19 protein-coding genes and 1 riboswitch are annotated in these 16,266 nt (G+C 43.2%); of the genes, 9 read left to right on the forward strand and 10 right to left on the reverse strand.

All coding sequences use genetic code 11. From position 1 onward, the window contains the following. Positions 1-73: 73 nt before the first annotated feature. Together AC1TO6_RS10190 and AC1TO6_RS10195 are read left to right on the forward strand one after the other, a co-directional pair. A complete protein-coding gene (locus tag AC1TO6_RS10190; protein WP_067205063.1) occupies positions 74-274 on the forward strand; it encodes a cold-shock protein in 201 nt (66 codons plus the stop codon). Between the two features lie 168 nt (positions 275-442). Further along, positions 443-2,569 carry an MMPL family transporter gene (locus AC1TO6_RS10195; protein ID WP_482101502.1) on the forward strand — a complete coding sequence of 709 codons (2,127 nt, stop codon included), beginning with the start codon at positions 443-445 and terminating at the stop codon, positions 2,567-2,569. Positions 2,570-2,616: 47 nt separating this feature from the next. Here the strand turns inward: AC1TO6_RS10195 and AC1TO6_RS10200 are convergent, their stop codons facing one another. The 4 genes from AC1TO6_RS10200 to AC1TO6_RS10215 form a co-directional block, all read right to left on the reverse strand. Further along, positions 2,617-2,775, reverse strand: a complete 159-nt coding sequence (locus AC1TO6_RS10200) for a hypothetical protein (protein WP_482101503.1) — start codon at positions 2,773-2,775, stop codon at positions 2,617-2,619. Next, positions 2,772-3,248, reverse strand: a complete 477-nt coding sequence (locus AC1TO6_RS10205) for a hypothetical protein (RefSeq protein WP_482101504.1) — start codon at positions 3,246-3,248, stop codon at positions 2,772-2,774. Before AC1TO6_RS10205 ends, AC1TO6_RS10200 begins: the two co-directional genes overlap by 4 nt. A 42-nt stretch (positions 3,249-3,290) precedes the next feature. Beyond that, positions 3,291-3,944: a pentapeptide repeat-containing protein gene (locus AC1TO6_RS10210; RefSeq protein WP_482101505.1), complete on the reverse strand. Its 654-nt coding sequence runs from the start codon at positions 3,942-3,944 to the stop codon at positions 3,291-3,293. A gap of 129 nt (positions 3,945-4,073) precedes the next feature. After that, a complete protein-coding gene (locus AC1TO6_RS10215; RefSeq protein ID WP_482101506.1) occupies positions 4,074-4,943 on the reverse strand; it encodes a methyltransferase domain-containing protein in 870 nt (289 codons plus the stop codon). A 175-nt stretch (positions 4,944-5,118) separates the two neighbouring features. Between AC1TO6_RS10215 and AC1TO6_RS10220 the strand changes: the two genes are divergently transcribed. Next, positions 5,119-6,246 carry a CAP domain-containing protein gene (locus AC1TO6_RS10220; protein WP_482101507.1) on the forward strand — a complete coding sequence of 376 codons (1,128 nt, stop codon included), beginning with the start codon at positions 5,119-5,121 and terminating at the stop codon, positions 6,244-6,246. 396 nt (positions 6,247-6,642) lie between these two features. Here AC1TO6_RS10220 and AC1TO6_RS10225 read toward each other — a convergent pair whose 3' ends face one another. From AC1TO6_RS10225 to AC1TO6_RS10245, 5 genes are all read right to left on the reverse strand, one after another. After that, the gene (locus tag AC1TO6_RS10225) at positions 6,643-7,197 is read right to left on the reverse strand and encodes a superoxide dismutase family protein (protein WP_482101508.1); all 555 of its coding nucleotides are present in this window, start codon (positions 7,195-7,197) and stop codon (positions 6,643-6,645) included. A gap of 111 nt (positions 7,198-7,308) precedes the next feature. Beyond that, positions 7,309-8,301, reverse strand: coding sequence for an LLM class flavin-dependent oxidoreductase (locus tag AC1TO6_RS10230; RefSeq protein WP_482101509.1), 993 nt, complete (start codon positions 8,299-8,301; stop codon positions 7,309-7,311). Further along, positions 8,298-8,537, reverse strand: coding sequence for a DUF896 domain-containing protein (locus AC1TO6_RS10235; RefSeq protein WP_482101510.1), 240 nt, complete (start codon positions 8,535-8,537; stop codon positions 8,298-8,300). Before AC1TO6_RS10235 ends, AC1TO6_RS10230 begins: the two co-directional genes overlap by 4 nt. A gap of 24 nt (positions 8,538-8,561) precedes the next feature. Next, complete coding sequence (locus tag AC1TO6_RS10240) at positions 8,562-9,044, reverse strand: RrF2 family transcriptional regulator (RefSeq protein ID WP_482101511.1); 483 nt, start codon at positions 9,042-9,044, stop codon at positions 8,562-8,564. 146 nt (positions 9,045-9,190) lie between these two features. Further along, entirely contained in the window at positions 9,191-9,874 is a 684-nt protein-coding gene (locus AC1TO6_RS10245) for a phosphoribosylaminoimidazolesuccinocarboxamide synthase (RefSeq protein WP_482101512.1), read from the reverse strand. Positions 9,875-10,192: 318 nt separating this feature from the next. Here AC1TO6_RS10245 and AC1TO6_RS10250 point away from each other — a divergent pair, with 318 nt between their 5' ends. The 6 genes from AC1TO6_RS10250 to AC1TO6_RS10275 all read left to right on the forward strand — a co-directional run bounded on the left by AC1TO6_RS10250 (position 10,193) and on the right by AC1TO6_RS10275 (position 15,145). After that, the gene (locus tag AC1TO6_RS10250; protein WP_482101513.1) at positions 10,193-10,912 is read left to right on the forward strand and encodes a YebC/PmpR family DNA-binding transcriptional regulator; all 720 of its coding nucleotides are present in this window, start codon (positions 10,193-10,195) and stop codon (positions 10,910-10,912) included. A gap of 73 nt (positions 10,913-10,985) precedes the next feature. Next, positions 10,986-11,094: riboswitch (TPP riboswitch) on the forward strand. A 412-nt stretch (positions 11,095-11,506) separates the two neighbouring features. Next, positions 11,507-12,109, forward strand: coding sequence for a thiamine phosphate synthase (locus AC1TO6_RS10255; protein ID WP_482101514.1), 603 nt, complete (start codon positions 11,507-11,509; stop codon positions 12,107-12,109). Next, positions 12,093-13,193, forward strand: a complete 1,101-nt coding sequence (gene thiO / locus AC1TO6_RS10260) for a glycine oxidase ThiO (RefSeq protein WP_482101515.1) — start codon at positions 12,093-12,095, stop codon at positions 13,191-13,193. The genes AC1TO6_RS10255 and thiO overlap by 17 nt, the downstream gene beginning before the upstream one ends. Then, positions 13,156-13,362, forward strand: coding sequence for a sulfur carrier protein ThiS (gene thiS / locus AC1TO6_RS10265; RefSeq protein WP_482101516.1), 207 nt, complete (start codon positions 13,156-13,158; stop codon positions 13,360-13,362). Before thiO ends, thiS begins: the two co-directional genes overlap by 38 nt. Further along, positions 13,359-14,132, forward strand: a complete 774-nt coding sequence (locus AC1TO6_RS10270) for a thiazole synthase (RefSeq protein ID WP_482101768.1) — start codon at positions 13,359-13,361, stop codon at positions 14,130-14,132. The genes thiS and AC1TO6_RS10270 overlap by 4 nt, the downstream gene beginning before the upstream one ends. Next, entirely contained in the window at positions 14,129-15,145 is a 1,017-nt protein-coding gene (locus AC1TO6_RS10275) for a ThiF family adenylyltransferase (protein ID WP_482101517.1), read from the forward strand. The genes AC1TO6_RS10270 and AC1TO6_RS10275 overlap by 4 nt, the downstream gene beginning before the upstream one ends. A gap of 54 nt (positions 15,146-15,199) precedes the next feature. On the opposite strand, the gene AC1TO6_RS10280 is transcribed toward AC1TO6_RS10275, so the two are convergent. Further along, the gene (locus tag AC1TO6_RS10280; protein ID WP_482101769.1) at positions 15,200-16,216 is read right to left on the reverse strand and encodes a toxic anion resistance protein; all 1,017 of its coding nucleotides are present in this window, start codon (positions 16,214-16,216) and stop codon (positions 15,200-15,202) included. Between the last annotated feature and the right edge of the window lie 50 nt (positions 16,217-16,266).

Here is a 16,266-nt window from a genome sequence, read left to right on the forward strand (position 1 = left end):
TCTTGACCGCTTCAAGACTTGAGCAAGGATAGTAACACAATGTATGCACAAAGCATACGAGGAGGATACACACATGGAACAAGGTAAAGTGAAATGGTTTAACGCAGAAAAAGGATTTGGCTTCATCGAACGCGAAGATGGCGACGACGTATTCGTACATTTCTCGGCTATTCAAGGAGAAGGCTTCAAGTCTCTTGAAGAAGGTCAAGATGTTACGTTTGAAATCGAGCAAGGCCAACGCGGTCTTCAAGCTACAAACGTAAACAAAAACTAATTTGAATTAACCATTCAAAAGCCAAGCCCCTCGGGGTTTGGCTTTTTTCTTTGTCTAAAATTAATTTATTGGCCCTGACATCCATATCACTCCATTTAAAGACATTACCAACATTATCCGATATTATAGAAGAATAGATTTAGTCTATAGATGGAAAGGATTGGTTTGATGCGTACACTAGCGCGCTTTGTAACAAGTGCACATAAATATATTATCTATGCGTGGATTGCGATTTTCCTCGTCATGGCATTTTTCGCAATTAAGTTGCCAGGACTCCTTGAAGGAGATGGCTTCCGTATGGACGGCGAGCATGCTGATGTTATGGATATTGTGTCGGAGGATTTTGGGTTGCCCGCCGAAACGATGTTTCTCGTTTTCAACGACGTCCAAAATGACAAAATAAAGTCAACTCTCGATAAAATAGATAAACTTAACGTCACGTCAGAAATCGCTTCCCCTTTGGAAAATTACAATCAATACAAAGATGGCGTTTCGTACGCACTTCTACATTTTGATAATGAAGCAGAAGATATGTCTGCCATCGTTACGGACATCCGCGACGCAGTAGGTAATGAAAAAGGGATTACACTAACTGGTGCTTCAGCAATTTCCAAAGACATCAACACAGCAAGCCAACGTGACCTCATGACAGCAGAAGCAATTGGGTTACCGATTGCAATCATTATCCTCCTATTCGCATTCGGGACTGTCGTGGCTTCATTCGTACCGTTACTAATTGGTATCGTGACGGTCATCTCCTCATTTGGAGTATTAACAATTCTCGGTAGTAAAATGGATTTATCCATTTTTGTTCTGAATATCATACCAATGCTTGGTCTTGCACTCAGTATTGATTTCGCTTTGCTGTTCATCAGTAGATATCGTGAAGAGCGCAAGAAGAGCGACATACATGAAGCAATTGTCACAACGATCCAAACGGCCGGCAGATCGGTTATCTTCTCCGCATTTTGTGTATTCATCGGGCTTGGTGCAATGTTGCTTATTCGTGTCGATCTTTTCCAAAACATCGCAATAGGCGGAATGATTGTCGTCGCAATGGCTGTTTTCGCCTCCGTAACATTGCTACCTTCCGTACTCATCGTTCTCGGTGACCGGATTAACAAATGGCAGCTGTTGAAAGAAAAGCCTGCTGAAGCGAACGGCTGGCGCAAATTTGCCAATGCAGTTATTAAACGTCCCGTTACAATCACAATTATTGCATTTGTTTTACTCGGAATTGCAATACTTCCAGTAAAGAATATGGATTTAACTATTCCGCAAATCGAATCATTACCGGAGTCGTATGATACACGCCAAGCCTTTGAGCTGATGGACGAAACGTTCGGTCTTGGTGACCAGTCTTCTGTTTATGTAATTGCAGAGCGTACTGGCGGCTGGGAAGATACAGAAGGACTTAAGTCAATGAAGGCACTTGAAACCGAACTTTCAAATGACTCTTTGGTGGATGAAGTAAATACACTTTTCACCGCCAGTGACATCGATTCCGTAGAACAATGGGAGCAAGCGATGACAGTACCGGATCTGGCTGCGGGGCTTTCCCCTTTAGTTGACACATTCGTTAAAGATACGCAACTCATGATTCCAGTAACCCTTCTTGCCAATGGCAGTTCCAAAGCAGCTCAGGAATGGGCGCGTGATTGGTCAAACAAGGAAACCGATTGGAATTTATCAATCGGAGGAAACCCTAAGTTCAATCAGGAAATCTTCGATGAAATCGCGGATAAAATTTTGTATGTTTTATTAGTGATCATTGTCTCAACTTTCTTCATCCTGATGATTGCCTTCAAATCCATTTTAATACCCATTAAAGCGATTCTTATGAACATCGTCGGATTGTCCGCAACGTTCGGTATTCTCGTTTATATATTCCAGTATGGACATTTTGGACTGGAAGCAGGCACGATTGCGCTTATTATTCCTGTCATCGTCTTCAGCCTCGTCTTCGGACTGAGCATGGACTATGAAGTGTTCCTAATTTCACGGATGCAAGAAGAATATGCGAAGACGTTGGATAACGACCATGCAACGGTTGAAGGACTTGCGACAACTAGTAAAATTATTACCTCAGCCGCACTGATAATGATTGTTTTGACGGGGGCATTCGCCTTTACGGATGTTTTACCTGTGAAACAAATTGGCGTCGGTATCGCTATTGCAGTCGCTATTGACGCTACAATTATCCGTCTACTTCTTGTTCCTAGCCTGATGAAACTGTTTGGCAAATGGAACTGGTGGCTCCCTTTCAGAAAAGGTCCTCATAAACCTGAAAACTAGACAGCAAAAAGCGCATCAGGATCATAATTCCTGATGCGCTTTTCCAATTATACTTTTCCAGATTCAGTTAATAACTCAACGATATTCACAATCGGCGCCATCCCATTTTCAATATTGTTCATAGTTATTGTCATTGTGATATAAATTAACGCAATGCCAATTATGATGAATAGCACAAGGCCGATGACGAGGGTTTTGCCTTTCATCGAGCATCATCCTCGTCTTCGACTCTTGTGAATTCCTCTTCAATCAAATAAACGTCTGCTTCGTTATAATCACCGAAACTTTCTTCCAGATTCAAGCCGTGATATAAATTCCAGAAACCTTGCTCTTCCATAAGGATTAGCTCTTCGCCCTCATCGTTGACAAACTTTTGTACAATAGCTTGCGGTTCAGGCGCACCTTCGGATAATGCTTTAATCGAATCTGCAATTATTTTACGCAGTTCCGCTTCTGATGCTTCACGTATATTGACGAGACCGCGTTCATCCGCATCATAACCTGGAATTCCAGCTACGTAGACAAAACCGTTGCCGTTCGGATGAAGATGTTGAACAACGACTGTTTTTTCGTACAAGCTTTCCTCATAATGATAGTTGACCCGTTTCATTGACACGTCTTTGCGTGTTAGTTCGGGAATTGTTTCGATAATCTGTTGTTTCTCTTCAAATGTCAGCATATTTGTTCACTCTTTTCCACTCTGATTTCGTTTAGTATACCATTATTCTTCTTTCACGGATAACCCAAGCACACGTGCAAAACCGATTGCCTGATCTTTTGAGACAATACAGCCGGCAATTTTCGGCAATGTAACTTCAATACGGTCATATGTACTGTCTGACAAATCAACACCATTCAAATCTGTTTCAGTGAAATTGATATTATCCAACTTGCATACCTTAAATTGTACATTGTTAAATGAACTTTCATAAATATCGCCATCCGTTAAATTACATTCCACAAACTCGACTTCCTTCATGCCAGAGAAACTGAAGTTAATGTAGCGGCCATCGCATTCCTTAAATAACGTATGACCCACTTTGGCATTCGCAAAATCTGCACCCGTCAATTTCGAATTGACCACTTCACATCTGTGAAACACGGCACTTTGAAAATTGATATTGGAAAAATCACATGTGTCAAATACAACGTCAACGAATTCCGCACCTGATAGGTCGCTTCCTGCAAACGATACATCTTTGAAGACAACGTCATCGAAAGTCAATCGCTCCCCTTCCGCACCAGTCATGAAGCCGCCATCAATTCGAACTTTTTCAACATATCCTTCATTGTCCAGAATCTCTTCCACCCGCATCGCCTTGTGGGTTACTGACATTTTCGGTTTCTGTCGTTTACTTGCTTTCTTTTTAGTCAACATAGATCCCCCTTTAGCGAGTCTTCCATTCTGTAAATAAAATAATTAAAATGATGACCGCGATCGCAAGTATATAAAACCAGCTTGGAACACTGCTAATTCCACCAAACATGTTTTTCGTCCCTTTCTTTACTTAGCCCTTTTCACGCCTGTAATGACTGTGAAATCGATTGTAATACTCTTTATATCCATTTTAAGTGCTTCCTCAACTTTAGCAACACTTGCACCCCATGTAAGTGGTGTCATGCGAATGAGTGGCGCCAATAAGCCAGACTCTAGCGGAAATAAATAGGTAATCCGCTCGGTAGTGACCGATTCGAAATGTTCCGCGAAGCGAGCGACTGCATCTGTTTCTTCTTTGCGTTCTTCATTCTCATAAAAAACAGATCGCAGCTCTTGTAAATAACCACTTTCGGGTACCGCCTTTATAAATAGTCCATCAGGCTTCAACAGACGCGTAAACTCCGCGTAATTCGCTGGCGATAAAATATTCAATATAACGTCGAATCGCTCGTCGTTAAAAGGACAATTTGCAAGATCCGCAACACTCCAGACAGCTCCCGGATACTCTTTGGCTGCAGCCGCGATTCCCTCTTTTGCAAGATCAATGCCCACGCCAGTTGTATGGTTTGGCAATTGCGATAGTATCGTCGATAAGTGCGTACCTTCACCGCATCCTGCATCGAGAATGTTAGGTCGATTCCGTCCCTCGATATGTGTAATTACTGTATTTATCATAAAATCAAGAACTGGTTTAAAAAATCCGCTGCTCATTACCGTTTTTCTTGCTTCAAATAGCGATTTGTCATACTTTGTCAAATGGGCTTGTGGAGCCAGATTGACATAGCCGTTTTTTGACAGGTCAAATGAATGGCTATCTGTGCAGACAAGCCGCGCATTGTCCGCCATACTCATACCAGATGAGCAGATGGGGCATCTGAACAACTGAGAATTGGCTTCCATTACTTGTGCATTTATCATTTTTCTCGATATAGTCATACGTTTAAAACTCCGATCATCAGTTGTACTAACACTAACAGTATACCGCTATTTTGCGGGGACTGGAAATGGAGTGAATTTTACCTATCGCTACCAAATCGTTCATTATTCAAATAGGTTATCGCTGTATTCAACCCACTGTTGGGGGTTACAATAGCAGATAGGAGGCGATTCCATGAAACGATTATTCCTTTTCATTCTTTTCTTGAGTGCACTATACTTCACAAAACCTTACTGGGAAGAACCAGTCTCACAACATGTTGATATCTCTTTTCTGGATCCTGTTGACGAAAAGATTGGAACCCTTTTAACGAAAGAATCACTGGATACTGCAGTTCAGCATATTAGCGAAACGATAAATAAAGCTGTCAGTCTTGTAACTTCTAAAACTGCCCAAGTAGAAGAAACTGCTGTTGCAGTTAAAAAACCTATCCTGGCTAAACCGGAGAAAACACGCCTATCCATCCATAATATTGAACTCGGGAGCACAGAGAAGATCGTTGCGGATGAACTCGGTCAGCCAAAAAGTCAATCCACGAATGAATACGGCACCGAATGGTTTACTTATCACGACAACTATCAAAATTTCGTTATGGTTTCATTTGATGAAAAGCGTAAAGTGAATGCCATTTATACGAATGATGATTTAATTTCATCAGTCGCCGGCATTAAATACGGTTCCCTTAAATCCACTGTTCGCGAAACACTTGGTGAACCTATCAAAGAAATTCGTAAAGGCTTATCTATTTACGTTCTTCAGGAAAGCGATGGGTTTGATGTCTTTAAATCAGGTGATATCTACACATATGTTTTTTATGACCTGCATCAGAATTCAAAAGTAACAGCCATCCAGCTAATCGCTGATTCATTGGAGGATAAAAAAAGCGCAATCTATGCCAGAGGTGATTCAGATTTGCGTGATGGTTTTGAGCAACAGCTATTTGATTTGACAAATGCAGCGCGCGTCCGTCATGGCCTGAGCATTCTAGAATGGGAGCCAAGCGTAGCTATAACAGCACGCAAACATAGTGCCGATATGGCAGTTAATAATTATTTCAGTCACGATAACAAACAAGGCAAGTCCCCGTTTGACAGGATGGAAGACGACGGCGTCAAATTCCGTGGAGCAGGTGAAAATCTTGCTTACGGTCAATCCAGCAGCATCTTTGCACATGAAGGTCTCATGAATTCTGCCGGTCATCGTGAAAACATTCTGCTCGACACCTACAGCCATCTTGGTACGGGTGTTTCGTTCAATGATAAACTGCAACCTTATTACACAGAAAACTTCTTGCTTAAATAATGCCATTACTGATTAAAGGGATTGACTAACATGTACACGGAGGGGAAGTTGAATGAGAGCTGTTACATTTCAAGGGGCTAGAGACATTAAAGTAATAAATGTGGACAATCCAAAAATTGAAAAACATGATGATATTCTTGTCATAGTGACTTCCATGGCAATTTGAGTTTCTTTTTAAAACATGTTTCCCCTCGGAATTTTTTTGAGCGGAACATTACACTTAAAACGGGACAAGCAACCGCTTATCAACGTTTTCACAACCATGAAGCTGAGTGCATAATAGTCATATTAAACTTTAATTTTAAAAACCGGCTGATGCATCAGCCGGTTTTTTTCTTAGGAGTTACATGACTATCTAGGGGATCGCCTTGAATTCAACGCTCCACACTTCTCACCTTATTTCTTCCCAATCGCAGCACAAGCAATTCGGTCACCTGAATTACCCGCTGGATCCGTTTTATAGTCATCTGCTTTTTCATGGATGACAAGCGCACTGCCATCGCTATCTAGAAGGGTATTATCTAAATCAGGCTTTAATGTTACAAAGGCTGATGTCACTTCGGCGACCGCTTTACCTTGCGCATCAACTTCAAGGTTTGGTAAATCACCTAGATGAAACCCTTTTGGATTATCAAATCCGTGTTCTTTTTCCTCTGGATTAAAGTGAGCTCCAGCCGATTTAAAATCAGGCGTAGTACATACCGCTGTTTCATGTATATGGATGCCGTGCATGCCGGGAGACAGCCCCTCTGCCTGAATATTGATCGTCACACCGCCATCTCCTTCAACAAAGGTGGCTTCACCAATTTCTTTACCTTGTGTATCCAGAATTGGTGCTTTCAACGATTGGACGACCTCTCCACTGACTTGTAATTTCGAACCACCTCCACCGCAGCCACCTACAACTACTAAAGCACACAGCATTAAGGATATTCCTAATTTTCGTTTCAATACGATTCCTCCCTATTATCTCTTCTTAAGGAGGATGGCTTCCAGTTGAAATTCTATACATATCAAAACGCTGCTAACTCCAATCAATGGAATTAACAGCGCTCATCAAACTTAAATTAGTTCTTTCGCCAATAAACGATACACATTTAAACGCTTCTCTTGCGAGTGGGGAATGCTACAAATCATCGCTTCATCAAATCCGTAAGTTTCTTGCTCTTCCTGCAATCGCAGTGCTACTTCTTTTGCGGTTCCCACTAAATGAATACTGCGATTCTCTTTAATCGTCATGCGGTCCATTTCTGTTAACGGATAATTTTGAGCTGCTTCAGGCGTTAATGCTTGCCCCAAGTGCCCCCTCCTCAGCAATAAGCGTGAAATGTCCTGAGGGACTGCTTCGAACTCCGCTTCTTCTTTCGTTTCAGCTACCGTTACCATATAGGATACATTGATTTCTGGTTTCTCCAGGAATACCGATGGCTCAAAGTTATTTTTATAAGCATCCAAAATTTCTTTCGTCATGCCGCCATTGAAAAATTGTGCAAATGAATACCCTACACCCATTCGTCCTGCCTGAACGGCACTATTGCCACTCGAACCAAGTAGCCAAGCTTCCGGTAAAACAACGTGAGAGGGTGTTGCAATTGTTTTATTGTATAAGTTATTTTCAGGCACTTCATCGTTGATCAATTGCAGTGCTGTCTCAAACTTTTCATACATATCGTTGACCATCGGCTGGCGCCCTTCGGATAACGCATAGATAGAATGGTTATCGCCTCCAGCCGCACGACCGACACCAAAGTCAATCCTTCCTGGTGAAAGAGCACTTAGTGTTTTATATACTTCAGCGAGTTTCAACGGTGAGTAATGCATCATCATCACACCGCCTGTACCGATACGAATTTTTTTCGTTTTAGCGGCCAAATGAGCTGCCGTTACTTCAGGTGCTGAGCTTGCAAATGCTTTTGTACCGTGGTGTTCTGCCATCCACATACGGTGATAGCCTAATTCATCTCCCAAGATTGCCAGCTCTTCTGCATTTTTCAAAGCACCAGGCGCAGTATTACCGCTCGTTATAGGAGCTTGATCGAGTATGCTTAATCTCATATCTTTATCGTCCCTTCTCCATCTCTTTTTCTTTGTTGACGAATCTTTTCAGGTGTAACGTCCTCTCCAAGTGGATCGATTACAGTAATGCCCGAAACGGTGTTGAGAACTTGACCACGAATTTCTCGCAAATAGTCTTGTTGCAATACTATTTGTTCGACCATTTCAGCGTTTGTCAAACCTTCTTCGCGTTGTTTTTTAGCTAGCTCATTAATGCGATTTAAACCTTTAATCATTTTTTCTCCCTCTTTTCCTTGCTCTTACAAGACCATTTTTTCGCGAATCAATTCTTGTAGTGAATCCACGTTCTGTTGAAAGCGCTCTGTCTGAATTCCCTCTGACAGGGATGCGATTGTTTCACGCTTCAGTACAGATTTCCAAACCGATTCAGCCTCTTCCATTAAATCCGTTAACAAACAGCATCTATCTTCTTTTTCCAAATCAAGCATGTCGTCAAGGATACCGCTCGCAGAATACAAGGATTGCTGCCCTTCAATAGCTAAATAAATATCATATACTCGAATCTCTTCAGGCTTTTTCTTTAATTTGAAACCGCCTTTTACACCCGGCACGGAGGTAATCAAGTCTGCACTGACCAGTTTTCTCAACATTTTCTGAAAATACGTTGGTGAGGTTCCCAGTTGCTGACTAATCGCTTCTCCTGGTAGGACTGCCCTATCCGGCAGCATATTTAACATCAGAATCGCATAAACAGATTGCTCAACGCCAGTTTTCATTTGCATAAAGTTCGCCTCTTTTATTATCTAATGTAGATATATATTGTCCTCTTTATCAAACTTTATCTTACAGTACTCATAAAGTACACTTATTTGATTTCACAAAAAAACCGCTGACAGCCCATTTCCATGGAGTTGTCAGCGATTTTCATTTACGCGAGTATGAGTTTTTCTAGATCCATCGGTGTGATATAAATACCATCCTTGTAGACACGCATATTGCCGCCTGAAATTTCGTCGATCAGCATGATGTTGCCTGTTTCACTGTCGCGTCCGAATTCAAGTTTAATGTCGTACAGATCCAGATCTTTCACTGCAAGTTCAGCTTTGACTACGTCTGAAATTTCTTTCGTCAATGCCTCAAGTGTAATATATTCCTCCGCTGTCAATAATCCAAGTTGCGCGAGTGCATCTTTGTTAATCGGCGGATCGTTACGATCATCATCTTTGAGCGTTACTTCAACGAATGCGTCCAAAGGCTGTCCTTCTTCGCAATACGCGCCGTATCTGCGTAAGAAACTTCCGACTGCACGGTATCTACAAATGACTTCAAGACCTTGTCCGAAAACTTTGGCGGATCTAACCGTCAGAGTCACTTCATCGATATCGGCATCGACGTAATGTGTCGGAATGTCTTTCTCAGCCATTTTCTCAAAAAAGAATTTGGTCATGCGCAGCCCGGATTGACCCGCACCTTCAATCGTCAACCCAACTGTGTTAGCGCCCGGATCAAAAACTCCGTCTTCTCCAGTAACATCATCTTTAAATTTCAGCAGGACATTGCTGCCATCCAATTCGTATACATCTTTGGTTTTCCCTTTATAAATAAGTTTCATGTCCACGTTTCCTTCCATAAGAAAATGTAGTTCCATCATTAGTATAAGTCACTTTTACAATAAGAAACAATAATTTTTTTATTATCGTGAGATAGGTCATGGTTTCATCCCACCAAACGCCTCGTGCTATAGACTTGGATGCACTTTTGCTAGCCTAATCGTGGATACTGTTCGACGGTTTATGGTAACTGATCGACTGCCTGCAAAGTTTCTTCCCCATACAGCCCACTTTTTAAAATTCCCACTCGTCTATATATCCCTATTTGTTGTATACTTATTCTAGTAATTCAATGCACATTCGAAAGTGAGTGGAACTTTATGGGTCGTAAATGGAATAATATCAAAGAGAAGAAAGCGTCAAGAGATGCAGATACAAGCCGTATTTACGCGAAGTTCGGGCGTGAAATCTATGTAGTGGCTAAGCAAGGCGAGCCTGACCCAGAATTGAATCAAGCGCTTAAATTTGTAGTAGAACGCGCGAAAACATATAGTGTCCCAAAGGCGATTATTGACCGCGCGATTGAAAAAGCTAAAGGCGGTTCAGAAGAAAACTTTGACGAACTTCGTTATGAAGGGTTCGGACCGAATGGTTCAATGGTTATTGTTGACACACTGACAAACAACGTCAATCGCACCGCATCGGAAGTGCGTGCTGCTTTCGGTAAAAATGGCGGAAACATGGGCGTTAGCGGGTCAGTTGCCTATATGTTCGAAGCGACAGCCGTTATCGGACTTGAAGGTAAATCGGCGGATGACATTCTCGAACTGTTAATGGATGCCGATGTCGAAGTGCGTGATATCTTGGATGAGGATGAATCCGTCATTATATATGCAGCTCCCGACCAATTCCATGCTGTTCAGGAAGCTCTTAAAAGTGCCGGTATTACAGAGTTTACCGTTGCGGAAATAACAATGCTTGCACAAAATGATTTGACACTTTCACCAGAAGCACTAGTACAATTCGAAAAAATGATTGATACATTGGATGATTTAGAAGATGTTCAACAAGTACATCACAACGTCCACTTAGACGACTAATTTTAATTATTCGCTCTTTCATTCCTTCAAGTGTCATGCTATGCTACTCTTAGATTGACAATTTCATAACATATTCGACCATTAGGGGAATCCTTTTAAAGGACTGAGAAACGAGTTCCACTCCGCTACCCTTATCACCTGAACGGGTTTGTACCTGCGTAGGGAAGTGGCGTGTCTTCTTTTCAGTGCATTCAAATGCCAATGACAGACCACTTTCCATACCAGGAAAGTGGTTTTTTTGTATTCAGAAAAGCGCAAGGCGCCGTTTAGTCCCGACAGGCATAAGTCAATCCAGCGACGTGGCGCTCTTTGTGGATGCGAATCGCTAATCCAGGCTCAGGGCCAGAGGCATCCCCAGAGCGCCAAGCGTTATAAAATGTACACTCTGAATTAAATCTCTCTCAATAATGGACACTCCAGTGAAGGCGCGGCAAAGGGGTAGCCGAAGCCGTGAGCCTGGATGCGAAGCGCTTATCCAGGCTCACGGCCAGAGGCATCCCCAGAGCGCCAAGCGATATATAATCCGTACTCCAAAGCGAATTAAATGGGATTCTTTATTGCACTCGTATATATCTTTCGAAAAGGAGGAATTTGATGAAAGTGATCGCCGTAACAAATGACCGGATGGATAATACGCAATTGGTCAATACACTATTAAAAATCGAATCGGCTATCGACGCTGTCATCTTACGTGAAAAGTCAAAATCGGATTCGGAAGTGATTGATTTGATTCAACAATTAACATTCAATGGATTCGACGGCACTAAAATCATCGTCCACAGTTCGATGGAAATCGCTTCGAATATGGGGCTGAAAAAAGTGCAGCTCCCCGGACATATACCACTATCAGCCGCCAAAACTGACTTCCCTGACCTTTCATTCGGCAAATCCGTCCATTCACTGGCGGAAGCAAAAGCCGCATATGAAGCCGGTGCTGATTGGCTATTATATGGTCATTTGTTCAAAACGGGTTCAAAAGAAGGTTTGATTCCGCGCGGAACGATCGAACTTTTTCAAATGACTGCTTCACTTCCGATTCCGGTCTATGCAATCGGCGGTATACAACCGCACCATCTCTCACAATTGAACCAAGGCGGCGTTTCAGGCGTTGCGGTAATGTCGTCGATTTTCGGAAGCGATAATCCCGAAGTTGCAGCAATTGCTTACCTGGAGGCAAGCTATGTCGCAAAGCGTTGATGTAGCGATCATTGGCGGCGGTATTATTGGTTGTAGCATCGCTTATTACTTAGCGAAAGAAGGCTTGTCCGTACACCTTCTCGAACAGAATGAAATTGCACAGGGTACTACCCGAGCGGCGGGAGGTATGCTCGGTGCACACTCTGAATACCTGAATGATATGTTTTATTCATTCGCGCGTGATAGCCAAGCACTGTATAAGAAATTCCTTAGTAATTTTGGCGGTGACATCGGTTATACGACCGGAGGCATTATCCAACTTGCCCGTTCGGATGAAGAACGGATTGCCTTATCCCGCTGGAATGATGCCGCCTATCTCTCAGCCGTGCAAGTTTGCGAACGGATTCCATATGTCGCATCTCCTGCTTTCGGTGCTTACCTATTTGAAGATGATGTCCATGTTCATCCTGAAAAAACTTGTCTCGCATTTTGTGAAGCAGCTAAAAAATTGGGCGTTGTTGTTTCAGAGCATTTCTATGCAGATAGCATCAAAGATTTGCATAACGGCTATCAGATAACTAATGGTTCATCCATGATTACTGCAAAACACGTAGTCATTGCAGGCGGAGCAGCGAGTGCAAGGCTCATTCCCGCACTTCAAATAACTACAGTGAAAGGACAATGCATGCAACTCGATGCGATGGGTATGCAATTGCCTTATACACTTTTCCATAAAGGCTGTTACATTGTGCCCCGCCCGGATGGGACACTTGTCGTCGGGGCGACGATGGAACAAGATGAATTTGATTTACAGACGACGTATGCCGGAAACCTGGCACTAAAAGACATTGCCGAAGGTTTTATACACGGCCTTTCCCGGCTTCCTGTCCTGTCTAGATGGGCAGGCATGCGTCCGAAAACAGTTGATGATTTGCCATATATCGGACAGGTTCCCGGGAAAGAAAATATGTATATTGCGGCAGGTCATTTCAGAAATGGTATTTTATTGGCACCCGCTACGGCCAATATGATTTACGATATGATCGCCGGAAATGAAATAAACACGGAGCGAATGGATGCATTCAATCCGAAAAGGGGGATTTTTCATGGAACGAACAATCGAACTCAACGGCAACCGGTATGAGATTCCGGCAGAGGTTAGAAATATAGAGGAACTGCTACGTCACCTAGAACTTGCGGAACGTATTGTCATCGTCGAACTGAACAGGGACATTCTCGCGAAAGATGCCTATGACTTGCCTATCAACGACCGGGACCAAATTGAAATCATTCACTTTGTAGGAGGAGGATAATTATGCTGACAATCGGTAATAAAACGTTTAACTCAAGACTACTTTTAGGGACAGGAAAATATCCGTCATTTGATGTACAAAAAGAAGCAGTGCGTGTGTCGGAATCGGAAATTCTGACGTTTGCAGTGAGGCGCATGAATATATTTGAACCGTCACAGCCGAATTTCTTGGAGCAACTCGACTTGTCGAAATATACATTGTTGCCAAACACGGCCGGGGCTAAAACAGCAGAAGAAGCTGTACGCATCGCGAAATTAGCGAAAGCGTCGGGACTTTGCGATATGGTGAAAGTTGAAATTATCGGCTGTGACCGGTCTTTGCTACCCGATCCTGTTGAAACGCTACGCGCGACGGAAATGCTGTTGGATGAAGGTTTCATCGTCCTGCCATACACGTCTGATGATGTTGTGCTTGCCCGCAGGTTATGTGAAATGGGCGTCCATGCAATTATGCCAGGCGCTTCGCCGATTGGATCAGGTCGCGGGATTTTAAACCCACTCAACTTATCCTTCATCATTGAACAATCCAACGTACCCGTTATTATCGATGCGGGAATCGGTTCGCCAAAAGATGCGGCATATGCAATGGAGCTTGGCGCGGATGGGGTTTTATTGAACACCGCGGTTTCTGAAGCTGGGGACCCTGTCAAAATGGCCCTTGCGATGAAACTGGCGATAGAAGCGGGAAGGCTTGGCTATGAAGCTGGACGTATGCCAGAGCGGGATTACGCGGTTGCAAGCAGTCCCACGGAAGGACTTGTAACCAATTGAGTGAAAGATATTCGCGCCAGGAGTTGTTCGCTCCGATTGGTATAGATGGGCAAAAACGGATCCGAGCTGCAAGTATCTTCATATTAGGGGCGGGTGCACTTGGTTCGTCCGGAGCCGAGATGCTCGTCCGTGCTGGCGTCGGGCGAATAACAATCGTCGACCGGGATATCATCGAATGGACGAATCTTCACCGTCAACAACTGTATACCGAGCAGGACGTCGTTGAACAATTGCCGAAAGCCATTGCAGCGGAGAAGCGATTGAAGGCGATTAATAGCGATGTCTTCGTGACGGGAATCGTTGCCGATGTGACCCCTAAAAACGTCCTTGACTTGATGGACGGACATGATGTCATTTTGGACGCGACAGACAATATTGAGACTAGATTGCTGGCAAACGATGCAGCGCTGAAACTCGGGATTCCTTTTTTCATGGGCGCTTGTGTCGGCAGTTATGGACTGACGTTCCCAATTGGGGTAAAAGAACATCAGCCTTGTTTGCATTGTCTACTGGAAACATTGCCTTCCCAGACATTGACGTGCGATACGGTCGGCGTAATCAGCCCGATTGTCGTAACAACCGCGGCCCGGCAAGTTGCAGACTTATTGAAGTATATAACGGGAACACCGTTTGAGCCGAAGCTCGAATCTGCTGACTTATGGACCGGTGATCGCGCTTCAATGGGGGTTGCGAGTATGAAGAAAGCAGGCTGTCCAAGCTGTTCAGAAAATGCCGTGTATCCCTTCCTTTCCGCCCGTGAATCAATGAAAACCGCGGTACTCTGCGGACGTGATACTGTCCAGTTAACTTGGCCAGAAAGCAGAATGTTTGAGCTTGTATCTTTTGCCGGCTCTATCCAAGGAACCGTAACGAAATTAATCCACAATCCGCATCTCGTTGCCTGTGAATACAACGGGCACCGCATCGTTCTGTTCCGTGATGGCCGTATGCTCGTCCACGGAACAAAAGACGTTGTGGTAGCGAAGAAGATTGCTGCAGGATTGCTCGGTTAATTGTTCTACTATACAAAAAAGGGGAGAATCCATAGTATGTGGATTCTCCTTTGTTCACTTACCAAAATTTTTCATGCTATCCTGCAATTGAGCTATCCGTTTCATGCCGTCTTCCCTTGTACGTTTGTTTTCATCTTCAATGGCTCTCGTTTCCTCAAGCCCTTTTACGATTGTGCTCCAGCTTTCTTCAATCGTTTCGATTTTAATACTAGGTCCCCCTGCAGTACGGGCGATATCCACACTTTGTCTAGCAATATTCTGCGAGTTTTTCAGTAACATTTCATTTGTCCTTTTATCGAGTTCAGCCATGGAATCTGCTACTAGCTTTTGTCGTTTTGCAGAAACTGCCTGAATGATACCATTTTTGAATATTGGAATCGTTGTAATGAATGCCGAATTGATCTTCCCGATAAGTTTCGTATTACCGCGTTGTAGGACTCGGAGTTGAGGAGCTGTCTGCAGTGCGACCATTCTCGCCATTTCAAGATCATACACCCGCTCTTCAAGTGCCTGAATCGCATTATTCATAGTATCCAATTCCATCTGTGCTAACTGATCACCGCCAGCTGATCTTTGTTCAAGGGCCGGAACGAGTGCCCGCAACTCTTCGGATTTAATCTGCCCAGCTACAACATACTTTTCAAGTGCCATGTAGTAGTTATAGTTTTGGTCATACATCTCATCCATATTTGTCGTTGAACGAATCATCTCGTCCTTATACTTTGAAATTTCGATGTTTATTCCTTCAATTTCCTTACCGAGCGATTGGTATTTGCCAAACACCTTTTCAATTAACTTATCCCCACGCTTGAAAAATTTCCCCATAAAACCTTTTGGCTTGTCAAAGTCATTTTTATCGAACTTATCCATCGTTTTTCCAAGTTTTCTCAACATTTCGCCTGAATCAGTTACACTTGATGAACGCATAGAAGCCAATATACGGTCAGCAAAGGTAGAGATTTCAACTGCCGGTTCTTTTCCGAATTCTAATAATGCATTCTGATTTCTCGTATCGATTGACCGAACTAAATTCTGCACTTCTGGATCCTGCCTTAACTCCATGCGCATCATTTCTGCTTTGTTTTCCGTCAATAATTCTACTTCATAATTTTTCGTTTCTT

The organism is Sporosarcina sp. Y352, assembly GCF_056786535.1.

Excerpts from the sequence above, each read along its gene's own strand:
- AC1TO6_RS10190 (WP_067205063.1), top strand. The coding sequence starts at position 74 with ATGGAACAAGGTAAAGTGAAATGGTTTAACGCAGAAAAAGGATTTGGC.
- AC1TO6_RS10195 (WP_482101502.1), top strand. The coding sequence starts at position 443 with ATGCGTACACTAGCGCGCTTTGTAACAAGTGCACATAAATATATTATC.
- AC1TO6_RS10200 (WP_482101503.1), bottom strand. The coding sequence starts at position 2,775 with ATGAAAGGCAAAACCCTCGTCATCGGCCTTGTGCTATTCATCATAATT.
- AC1TO6_RS10205 (WP_482101504.1), bottom strand. The coding sequence starts at position 3,248 with ATGCTGACATTTGAAGAGAAACAACAGATTATCGAAACAATTCCCGAA.
- AC1TO6_RS10215 (WP_482101506.1), bottom strand. The coding sequence starts at position 4,943 with ATGACTATATCGAGAAAAATGATAAATGCACAAGTAATGGAAGCCAAT.
- AC1TO6_RS10220 (WP_482101507.1), top strand. The coding sequence starts at position 5,119 with ATGAAACGATTATTCCTTTTCATTCTTTTCTTGAGTGCACTATACTTC.
- AC1TO6_RS10230 (WP_482101509.1), bottom strand. The coding sequence starts at position 8,301 with ATGAGATTAAGCATACTCGATCAAGCTCCTATAACGAGCGGTAATACT.
- AC1TO6_RS10235 (WP_482101510.1), bottom strand. The coding sequence starts at position 8,537 with ATGATTAAAGGTTTAAATCGCATTAATGAGCTAGCTAAAAAACAACGC.
- AC1TO6_RS10240 (WP_482101511.1), bottom strand. The coding sequence starts at position 9,044 with ATGCAAATGAAAACTGGCGTTGAGCAATCTGTTTATGCGATTCTGATG.
- AC1TO6_RS10245 (WP_482101512.1), bottom strand. The coding sequence starts at position 9,874 with ATGAAACTTATTTATAAAGGGAAAACCAAAGATGTATACGAATTGGAT.
- AC1TO6_RS10250 (WP_482101513.1), top strand. The coding sequence starts at position 10,193 with ATGGGTCGTAAATGGAATAATATCAAAGAGAAGAAAGCGTCAAGAGAT.
- AC1TO6_RS10255 (WP_482101514.1), top strand. The coding sequence starts at position 11,507 with ATGAAAGTGATCGCCGTAACAAATGACCGGATGGATAATACGCAATTG.
- thiO (WP_482101515.1), top strand. The coding sequence starts at position 12,093 with ATGTCGCAAAGCGTTGATGTAGCGATCATTGGCGGCGGTATTATTGGT.
- thiS (WP_482101516.1), top strand. The coding sequence starts at position 13,156 with ATGGAACGAACAATCGAACTCAACGGCAACCGGTATGAGATTCCGGCA.
- AC1TO6_RS10280 (WP_482101769.1), bottom strand. The coding sequence starts at position 16,216 with ATGATGCGCATGGAGTTAAGGCAGGATCCAGAAGTGCAGAATTTAGTT.